The organism is Streptomyces sp. NPDC058459, assembly GCF_042721685.1.
In the GTDB taxonomy this organism is placed as follows: Bacteria; Actinomycetota; Actinomycetes; order Streptomycetales; family Streptomycetaceae; genus Streptomyces.
Window position 1 is genome coordinate 1 of the sequence record NZ_JBHXLV010000252.1, and the last position, 8,678, is coordinate 8,678.

At 70.8% G+C, this 8,678-nt stretch carries 9 protein-coding genes; 2 read left to right on the plus strand and 7 right to left on the minus strand.

Going from position 1 to position 8,678, the window contains the following annotated elements; all coding sequences use genetic code 11:
* Positions 1-9 precede the first annotated feature (9 nt).
* From ACFWN1_RS29485 to ACFWN1_RS29495, 3 genes are all read right to left on the minus strand, one after another.
* Positions 10-309, minus strand: coding sequence for a chaplin (locus ACFWN1_RS29485; RefSeq protein ID WP_384368532.1), 300 nt, complete (start codon positions 307-309; stop codon positions 10-12).
* A gap of 633 nt (positions 310-942) precedes the next feature.
* Positions 943-1,245, minus strand: a complete 303-nt coding sequence (locus ACFWN1_RS29490) for a putative quinol monooxygenase (RefSeq protein ID WP_384368535.1) — start codon at positions 1,243-1,245, stop codon at positions 943-945.
* A gap of 139 nt (positions 1,246-1,384) precedes the next feature.
* Entirely contained in the window at positions 1,385-2,224 is an 840-nt protein-coding gene (locus ACFWN1_RS29495) for an alpha/beta fold hydrolase (protein ID WP_384368538.1), read from the minus strand.
* 194 nt (positions 2,225-2,418) lie between these two features.
* On the opposite strand from ACFWN1_RS29495, the gene ACFWN1_RS29500 reads away from it, so the two are divergent.
* Positions 2,419-2,937, plus strand: a complete 519-nt coding sequence (locus ACFWN1_RS29500; RefSeq protein WP_384368541.1) for a MarR family winged helix-turn-helix transcriptional regulator — start codon at positions 2,419-2,421, stop codon at positions 2,935-2,937.
* 43 nt (positions 2,938-2,980) lie between these two features.
* On the opposite strand, the gene ACFWN1_RS29505 is transcribed toward ACFWN1_RS29500, so the two are convergent.
* The 4 genes from ACFWN1_RS29505 to sigJ form a co-directional block, all read right to left on the minus strand.
* Positions 2,981-4,195, minus strand: a complete 1,215-nt coding sequence (locus ACFWN1_RS29505) for a CaiB/BaiF CoA transferase family protein (RefSeq protein ID WP_384368544.1) — start codon at positions 4,193-4,195, stop codon at positions 2,981-2,983.
* Between the two features lie 67 nt (positions 4,196-4,262).
* Positions 4,263-5,462, minus strand: coding sequence for an acyl-CoA dehydrogenase family protein (locus ACFWN1_RS29510; RefSeq protein WP_384368547.1), 1,200 nt, complete (start codon positions 5,460-5,462; stop codon positions 4,263-4,265).
* A 369-nt stretch (positions 5,463-5,831) separates the two neighbouring features.
* Entirely contained in the window at positions 5,832-6,281 is a 450-nt protein-coding gene (locus ACFWN1_RS29515) for a hypothetical protein (RefSeq protein ID WP_384368550.1), read from the minus strand.
* Between the two features lie 264 nt (positions 6,282-6,545).
* Complete coding sequence (sigJ, locus tag ACFWN1_RS29520) at positions 6,546-7,460, minus strand: RNA polymerase sigma factor SigJ (protein WP_384368553.1); 915 nt, start codon at positions 7,458-7,460, stop codon at positions 6,546-6,548.
* Between the two features lie 189 nt (positions 7,461-7,649).
* On the opposite strand from sigJ, the gene ACFWN1_RS29525 reads away from it, so the two are divergent.
* Positions 7,650-8,396: an SDR family oxidoreductase gene (locus ACFWN1_RS29525; protein WP_384368556.1), complete on the plus strand. Its 747-nt coding sequence runs from the start codon at positions 7,650-7,652 to the stop codon at positions 8,394-8,396.
* Positions 8,397-8,678 lie beyond the last annotated feature (282 nt).

Here is an 8,678-nt window from a genome sequence, read left to right on the forward strand (position 1 = left end):
GGGTGGGGCTCAGTGGCCGTAGCCGTGGCCGTGGCCGCCATGGTGGACTTCCCGCACCGGCGCCGGCTGGCCGACGTTGGCGCAGGTGTTGCCGAAGGCCGGGTTCAGCAGACCGACCACGTCGATGGTGTTGCCGCACAGGTTGACCGGGATGTTGACGGGGACCTGGACCACGTTGCCGGAGCCCACGCCGGGCGAGCCGACGGCCGCACCCCCGGCGTTCGCGTCGGCCAGCGCCAGACCGGCGCCACCGACCATCACGGCACCGGTGCCGAGAGCCACGACGGCTGCCTTCGCAATGCGAGACATCACGTTCTCCTTATGTCGCTTCATGTCGCTCGGGGGAGTGGAGCGGCAGAGATCGCCGCCGCACTTCCCGTACAACGGCACGCGAGGGAGGGGGTCACGGGGGGAAGGTGGCGGATCACCCTTTTACCAGGGATGAATCTATGGTCGGGCGATTTAGGCGGTTATGTTCCTGAGGGGTCGATCAGCCGGGAAAGGACTCCGGGCCGAGCGGCCCCAGCCGACGAAGGCGGCGAGGGCGCAGGCGGGCCAGGTCGAGCATCCCGGGCGCCACCGCCCTGCGCACCCCCCCCGCCCGCACGACGCGCGACAGACCATCACCGGCGCCCCTTGGCATCGGCGCCGCCGCCGCCGTCCCCGACCCCTTCGCCGTCCTGTGGCCTGTCCTGGGACGACGCCCTGGCCTGCCAGGACAGGCGCGGAGCTGCGTAAACGCAGCTCCGCGGACGCTCGCTGGGGTGCCCGGGGGGAGCGGGCGTCGTGTCCGCCGCTTCGGGCGTCCTGGCCGGCGCGCCGCTCGCCCCACTGGTCATCAGAACGGCGGGTGGGTTCCCGCTCTCACTTCAGTCGCCCGGACGGCAGGGCCGGGCCGGAGGCTCCTGGCGTCAAGCGCCGCTGGGCGTGGCCCGTGCCGGGTCAGGCCGGAAGCTTGGCCGCGAGGAGGGTGACGGGGGTGATCACGGGCGGGGCGGCGAGGAGTTCCTCGGCGTGGGCCTGGATGGCCTCGGGCACCTTGCCGTCCAGGTGGGCCTGGCGGGCTTCCTCCGTGTCGAAGGTGTCGAAGATGCGGAACGATGACTGCGACACGCGGACCGCGTACCAGGTGAGCGTGCCGGGCTCGTCGTCGACGACTGCCTTCGCGCCGGCGAGGAACCGGGCGAGGTCCTCTTCCTTACCCGGCCGTGCTTCGAACTCGGCGAGGATCGCGTACGAGGGCATGAGGGCTCCTTGAGTGGGTTGAGTGGGTTGAGTGGGTACGGACCGCCGCACCGGCGGGGATCAGGTGCTGGGCGGGTAGTGAGGCGGGGGCCGGGGTGGCCGGTCCCCCTGGGGCGAGCCGGTGTCCGGACGGGTGCCGTCAGCGGGCGGTGGTGGTGGCGGCGCGCTCGATGATGCGGGTGACGGCGCCGGGGTGGGAGACGGTGACGGAGTGGGAGGCGTCGATCTCGGTGCTGTGTGAGTGGGCGCGCTCGGCCATGAAGCGCTGGGCGGCGGCCGGGATGTTCTTGTCCTGACGGGTGATCAGGTCCCAGGAGGGGATGGCCTTCCAGGCGGTGGCGGTGGCGGTCTCGTCCAGGGCGTCGGCGGCGATGGGGCGCTGGGTGGCGGCCATGCGGGCGGCTTCCCTGGCGGAGACGTCGGCGGCGAACTGGGCGCGGAACTTGCCGGGCTGGATGTAGAGGTCGGTCCCGGTGGTGCCGTCGGCCTTCGGGAAGGGGACCTTGTTCAGGGTGGGGCCGAGGGTGCTGCCGGGGAACTTGCCCGACAACTCGCCCGCGCTCTCGCCCTTGTCCGGGGAGAACGCCGCGATGTAGACGAGGGCCTTGACGTGGTGGTTGTGGGCGGCGGCCTCGCTGATGACCGAACCGCCGTAGGAGTGGCCGGCCAGGACGACGGGGCCCTTGACGCTGTGCAGCACGCTGGCGAGGTAGGCGGCGTCGCTGTGCAGGCCGCGCAGGGGGTTGGCCGGGGCGATCACCTGGTAGCCGTCGCGTTCGAGGCGGTCGATGACTCCGTTCCAGCTCGCCGACTCCGCGAAGGCGCCGTGCACCAGGACGACGGTGGGCTTCGGCCTGGCGTCCGAGTGGGAAGGGGAGCCCGAGTTCGCGGCGGCGAGCCCGGTCGCGCCCAGGACCGTAGCGGCCCCGACGGCGGCGGAGAGAAGCAGCGGACGGCGGCGCATGATCGGCTTGCCCATGATCAATCCTCATCACATCTCGGTGTCCGCCGGACCAGGTCGGCCCGACACCCAGAAACCTAGCCCACCATTCCCTCGCGCACAAGTTAATCGGCTGTGGTGAAATGGCGATGCAGACAAAACCCCTCGTGTCACCACACCCCTGGCCGGCCGCTCAGGCCCGGCACCGACACCCGGAAGGAAGGCGCACCGCCATGACACCCCGCACCACCGGACCGGACGAAGCCCGGCCCGCCGACAGTCCCCAGGACGGCAGCCCCCAGGACGACAGCCTGGCGGGTGACGAGCCCTCGCTGAACCTGGAGGACCAGTTCTGCTTCACGCTCTACAGCGCGTCCCGCGCCGTCACCGCCACCTACCGACCTCTCCTTGAGCGCCTCAACCTCACCTATCCCCAGTACCTCGTCATGCTCGTCCTGTGGCAGCACGGCACCACCACCGTCAAAGAACTGGTCCACACCCTCCACCTCGACTACGGCACCCTCACCCCCCTCCTCAAACGCCTGGAGACGGCCGGCCTCCTCACCCGCCACCGCCGCCCCGAGGACGAACGCGTCGTCGACATCACCCCCACCGAGGACGGTCTCGACCTGCGCCGTCACGCACTCGCCGTACCCCCGGCCCTGGGTGCCGCCTTCAACCTCAGCGGCCAGGACATCCAGACCGCCAACGCCATCCTCACGGAACTCATCCACAACCTCACCCGCCCCTGACGAGAACCGGAGCCTCGTTCACGCTCTCGCTCGTGAGGGTGCCTCACCGTTGGTCGTTCGGAGGGTCCTGCGGTGCCAGGGCGGCGATCTGCTCGGGTGTGTAGCCGATCTCCGCCAGGACCTCCGCGGTGTCCTCGCCCAGTACCGGGCAGTGCCGGCGGATGCCGGTCGGCGCTTCGGAGAAGCGGACGGGTGGGGAGATCACCCGGTAGGGGCCTTCGTGCGGGTGCTCCTCGACGGTGAGATTGTGCCCGGAGGTCCAGTAGGGGTGCTCTCCCACGTGGTCCAGGTTCATGACGGGCGAGAAGGGGATGCTGTGCTCGCTGCAGAACGCGTCCCACTCGGCGGTGGTGAAGGCGGGGGTGTAGCGTCCGATGGCCTCGTACAGTTCGGGCAGCCGCTCCTGGAAGACCTCGGGGGCGAAGCGCTCCTTCATCTCGGGATGGCCGACGAAGTCGAAGAAGTCGGCGGCGTTGCGCGGGGTATAGGGAACGACGCAGGCGTAACCGTCCTTGGTGGGGAAGGCCGTGTGTCCGGGCTCCAGTGAGCGGGGGAAGCCCACCGGCCCGTCCGGCGGCTCGAAGACACGGCCGCCGATGTGCTCCACCAGCGTGAAGGCGAACATCGTGTCGGCCATGGGTACCTCCACGTGCTGTCCGCGCCCGGTTCGCAGCCGTCCGATGTAGGCGGCCAGCACGGCGTAGGCGATGGTCAGACCGCACACCTTGTCCGCCATGACGGTGGGGACGTAGCTGGGCTCGCCGGTGGTGCGCTGCATCAGGTCGACCATGCCGGACGCCGCCTGGATGACCTCGTCGTACGCGGCGTAGTCGGCGGCGGACGAGTCGGAGCGGAAGCCCTGGGCGTTGCAGTAGACCAGGCGGGGGTTGGCTGCGGCGAGATCCTCGTAGGTGAGGCCGAGCTTGCGCAGGGCGCGCGGCCGCATGTTGGTGACGAGGATGTCGGCGGTGCCGATCAGCTCCAGCGCCGCTGACCTGCCCTGCTCGCTCTTGAGGTCGAGGACGACGCTGCGCTTGTTGCGGTTGATGTTGAGGGCCAGCGCGCCGATGCCGTCAGCGCCGCGCTTGTGCACCCGGCGCATGACATCGCCCTGCGGAGGCTCGATCTTGACGACGTCGGCGCCCAGGTCGCCGAGGATCTGGCAGGCGTAGGGGCCCATGATGACGCTGGCGAGGTCGATGACGCGTACGCCTTGCAGGACGGGCGGTCCCTCGGCCGGCCGGCTGGTGGGGGTCACGGCGCTCTCCTTGCTGGTCGCGGTGATGTACGGGACGTGCTCCAGCGGTGCCGTGCTGGGTACGGGCTCAGAGGAAGGCGCTGATACCGGTGACAGCCCGCCCGACGATCAGCGAGTTCATGTCGCGGGTGCCTTCGTAGGAGTAGAGGGCCTCGGCGTCGGCGAAGAAGCGGGCCACGTCGTACTCGAGAAGGATGCCGTTGCCGCCGAACAGTTCGCGGGCCCAGGCGACGGTCTCGCGCATGCGGCTGGTGCAGAACATCTTGGCCAGCGCCGCCTGCGCCTCACTGAGACGGTCCTCGGCCTGGAGCCCGGCCATGCGCACCAGCATCCCCTGGCAGGCGGTGATGTTGCCGAGCATGCGGGACAGCAGATCCTGCATGAGCTGGAAACTGCCGATCGGCTTGCCGAACTGCTCGCGCTGAACCGCGTACGCACGGGCCGCCTCGTAGGCGCCGATGGCGCAGCCGGTCGCGCTCCACGCCACACCGCCCCGTGTCGCCTTAAGCACTCGGGCGGTGTCACGGAAGGAGTTGGCGTGCTGGAGATGGCTCTCCTCCGGCACGCGGACGTCGGTCAGGACGATGTGCGCGTTCTGCACCCCGCGCAACGCGATCTTGCCCTCCAGTTTCCGCGGCGAGAAACCGGGAGTGCCCTTCTCCACGACGAAGCCCTTGACCTGCCCGTCGGCCTCGTCGCGGGCCCAGATGATCACCAGGTCGGCGAAAGTGGCGTTGCCGATCCACTTCTTCTCGCCGTTGAGGACCCAGCCGTCGCCCTCGCGGCGGGCGGTCGTGGTCAGGCCGCCCGCGGTGCCGGAACCGACCAGGGGCTCGGTCAGCCCGAAAGCCCCGATCTTCTCCCAGCGCACCATGGACGGCAGCCATCTCTCCTTCTGCTCGTCCGATCCGCACTCACGGATGGAGCCCATGCCCAGGCCGCCGTGCACACCGACGAACGTGGCGAACGACGGGTCCACCCGGGACATCTCCATGCCGATCAGACCGCTCAGCAGATAGCTGCGCGGAGCCACACTCTGATCGTCGGCCCAGGTGCCGGTGATGTCGAGATCACGGATGGCCTGTTTCAGGCCCAGGGGACTCTCGGCCCGCTCCCACAGCTCGTTGGCGTGCGGCCGGACCTCCTCCGCCAGGAACTCCCTGACACGTTCCAGCTTCTTCCGTTCGTCGGCGTCCAGCAGATCCTTGACGTAGAAGAAGTCGCCCTCCACCGCCGCCGGTTCGATTCTCCGCGGTCGCACGGACATGACAGCCTCCTCGGCAGGTCGTCGCGTGGACCAGGCGGCACCGGGCCCTCTCCGTGGCCAGCGGCAGAACAGACGGCCGGACGGTCCGCGGTTCGTGGACCCGCCTGAGGACGTGAACCCGTGGGAGTCCCCGTGGCCGTGCCCGCCACCTGGACCACAAACCACTATGAACCCAATCGCTTCGCGCCGCTTCCTCACCGGGACGGGGCGGGACGAGACGGCCGGGAGCAGTGTCGAGGAGCTGCGAACCGCCTGGTCCGGCCGAGATTGCGGAGGGCGCCGGAGGCGTACCGGTGGCCGCTGGTGGCGCCTGCGCGGCCCGGCGGGGCTGGTGGGGGTCACGGCCCGCGCGGAGGGCCGGCGACGAGTTCACACCGGGGGGTGCGCGCGGCTGATGCCGGTGGACCGCCGGAGGTCACGGCGGTCGCGGCGGTCGCGGACCGTGGTGGCGAGGATGATCGCGGGGCCCAGCAGTGCCACAGCCGCGTTGGCGGTCGTGAGGGCGATCGCCTCACCGGCCGTGGCGCCCTCCAGGTGGGTGGCGTGGAACAGGAAGTGCGGCACGGAGAAGGTCGTGAAGCTCAGCGCGGCCGGAATGACGAAGTGCGCGTAGGGGCGCATGAACGCGATGACCAGCAGGAGCGCGATGCCGAGGGTGGCGCCGCCGAAGTCGCGGGCGTAGTGCTCGCTGAACGGCGGGGTCAGGTCCACGGTCGGGAAGTCGCGGTAGAAGCTCTCCGGCGCGATCGAGTTCCATCCGCCGACGACCAGCTCGTCGAGGAAGAGGGCCGCTAGCCCGATACGGATGAGGACGGTCATCGGCGTTGCTCCTTGGATCTTGCGGCCCGCGTGACGAGCCCGTGCGCACCACCGCGCAGCGACTACGGGTCATGACCGGGCGGCGCGCTGTTCTGTGAGGCGGTGTGGTCCGCCTCACGTTCCGGGGAACAGCCCGGTCATGACCTGTCGGACCGGCAGGCGGCATCAGCTCCCGGTCATCCGGTTCCCGCTGGGCGGCAACCCGGGCTCTTCGCGCATCGCGGCGGCGATGACCAGGCCCCGTCAGTCCGGCCTGACGCGGGGTCAGCCGGTGTCCCGCCTCCACAGGGTGAGCTTGTCGGGGTTCATCATCAGGCGCAGGTCCGTCACCAGGCCGGCCAATACGTCGAGCGTGGCGACACCGGTGATCCGTCCCTCGCTCCACAGAGCCAACCCGAGACCGTCGGAAGTCTGTTGATCGCGGACCTCGGTGCCCGGGTACCGCTCCAGCGCGCCGAACAGGAACCGAGCCACCCTGTCCGCGCCGAACACGGGCCTGCGGGCCGCGCTGACCCTGCCCCCGCCGTCCGAGCGCAGCACCACACGCGGGTCCAGGACCGCGATCAGGGCGGCGAGGTCGGCGCTGCGCGCCGCGGCGGCGAAGGCCCGGACCACCTTGTCGTGCTCGGCCCGGGACACGCTGCGGTTTCCGTCCTGTTCCACGCGGCGGCGGGCGGAGGCGGCGAGCTGGCGGCAGGCGGCGGAGCTGCGGCCCACGATGCCGGCGATGTCGTCGAACGGCAGGGCGAAAACGTCGTGCAGGACGAAGGAGACGCGCTCGGCGGGCGTCATCGACTCCAGCACCACCAGCAGGGCGGTGCTGATCGAGTCGTCCAGCGCCGCCCGCTCCGCGGGGTCACCGGCCGGGGAGCCCCCGGTGGCGAACGCGTAGGCGGGAATCGGTTCCGGCAGCCACGGGCCCGCATACCGCTCACGGCGCACGCGGGCGGAGTCCAGGACGTTCAGGCAGACGCGGCCGGCGGCCCGAGTCAGCCACGCCCGCGGTGTCTTGATCGCGTCCCGCTCCTCGTCGGTGAGCCGGAACCACCGCACGTAGGTCTCCTGGACCGCGTCCTCAGCCTCGGCCACGGTGCCGAGCATCCGGAACGCCAGCGCCAGCAGATGGCGGCGCGCACCCAGAACCTCGTCCTGTACCGCTTCACGTTCCTCGGGGCTCACTCGTCCTCCTCGCCCGACGACCTGATGCCCGGCCGGGATGTGAGGCCCGGAGAGAAGAGTGCGGCCCGGAGAGAAGAGCGCGGCCCGGCCTCACATTCCCGCCCGCTGCCTGGTCCTGAAGAGTATGAACAGCATCCGTCCCCGCACTCACGCCCCCGTCGACGGCCCCGGCACGTCGGAGGAGTCCCGATGAAGATCGTCGTCGCCGGGGCCACCGGCACACTTGGAAAGCATGTCGCGGACGCGGTCCGCACGGCCGGCCACGAGGCCGTCGCGATCAGCCGGGCATCCGGCTCCGACCTGGTCACCGGCTCCGGCCTCACGGAAACGCTGCGCGGCGCGGACGCGGTCATAGACGCCTCCGCCACGAGCAGCACCTCCGCCAGGAAGTCCGTCGCCTTCTTCACCACGGTCACGCGCAATCTCCTGGCCGCCGAACGCGAGGCGGGCGTGCCGCACCACGTCGCCATCTCCATCATCGGCGCGGCCCGGATCAACGCGAACTACTACGCGGGCAAGGCCGCCCAGGAAGAGATCCTGCGGTCATACAGCGGCGGCTGGTCGATGCTGCGCACGTCACAGTTCCACGAGTTCGTCCGCCAGATCCTCACCGCCGGCAAGGTGGGCCCGGTCCAGGTCGTGCCGAAGATGCTCTCGCAGCCGGTCGCGGCACGCGAGGTCGCCGGCGAGCTGGTCACGCTCGCCACCGGCCGCCCGCAGGGGCTGGTGCCCGACTTCGCCGGACCGCGCCGGGAACTGATGGCCGACCTGGTGCGGCGCTACCTGGCCACGACCGGAGTGAGCCGCCCCGTCCTCCAAGTCCCCCTCCCCGGAGCCTTCGGCCGCGGCATGCGCGACGGAACCCTGCTCCCGGAGCCGGGCACGCGCGCGGGCCGGCAGACCTTCGGCGCCTGGCTCGCCGACCAGGCCGGCTGACCGTGTGGCGCCGTATGGCCCCCCGCGTCGGGCCCGGGGCCGCACGGGTCGGCTCGCGCGGGCGGCAGTGTGGGGCCGGGGTATCCGCTGCCGGGCGTGCATCGACCCCCGGAGGCGGGAGGTGCAGGGTTCCCACTGCGAGCGCCTACGGGGGCCGATGACCTCCTTCGGGTACCCATGAAGTGCGTCCGGTACGCCCGCATCTCTCCGCGATGGCCGGTTCTCCCTCCAGTGGCCGAAACCAGTACTCCCGGAGAGTTCCCCGAGCAAGCGCCATGAGGG

Bases quoted from the DNA above. Each gene is read 5' to 3' on its own strand.
- ACFWN1_RS29485 (WP_384368532.1), bottom strand. From the start codon at position 309: ATGTCTCGCATTGCGAAGGCAGCCGTCGTGGCTCTCGGCACCGGTGCC.
- ACFWN1_RS29490 (WP_384368535.1), bottom strand. From the start codon at position 1,245: ATGCCCTCGTACGCGATCCTCGCCGAGTTCGAAGCACGGCCGGGTAAG.
- ACFWN1_RS29495 (WP_384368538.1), bottom strand. From the start codon at position 2,224: ATGGGCAAGCCGATCATGCGCCGCCGTCCGCTGCTTCTCTCCGCCGCC.
- ACFWN1_RS29500 (WP_384368541.1), top strand. From the start codon at position 2,419: ATGACACCCCGCACCACCGGACCGGACGAAGCCCGGCCCGCCGACAGT.
- ACFWN1_RS29510 (WP_384368547.1), bottom strand. From the start codon at position 5,462: ATGTCCGTGCGACCGCGGAGAATCGAACCGGCGGCGGTGGAGGGCGAC.
- ACFWN1_RS29515 (WP_384368550.1), bottom strand. From the start codon at position 6,281: ATGACCGTCCTCATCCGTATCGGGCTAGCGGCCCTCTTCCTCGACGAG.
- ACFWN1_RS29525 (WP_384368556.1), top strand. From the start codon at position 7,650: ATGAAGATCGTCGTCGCCGGGGCCACCGGCACACTTGGAAAGCATGTC.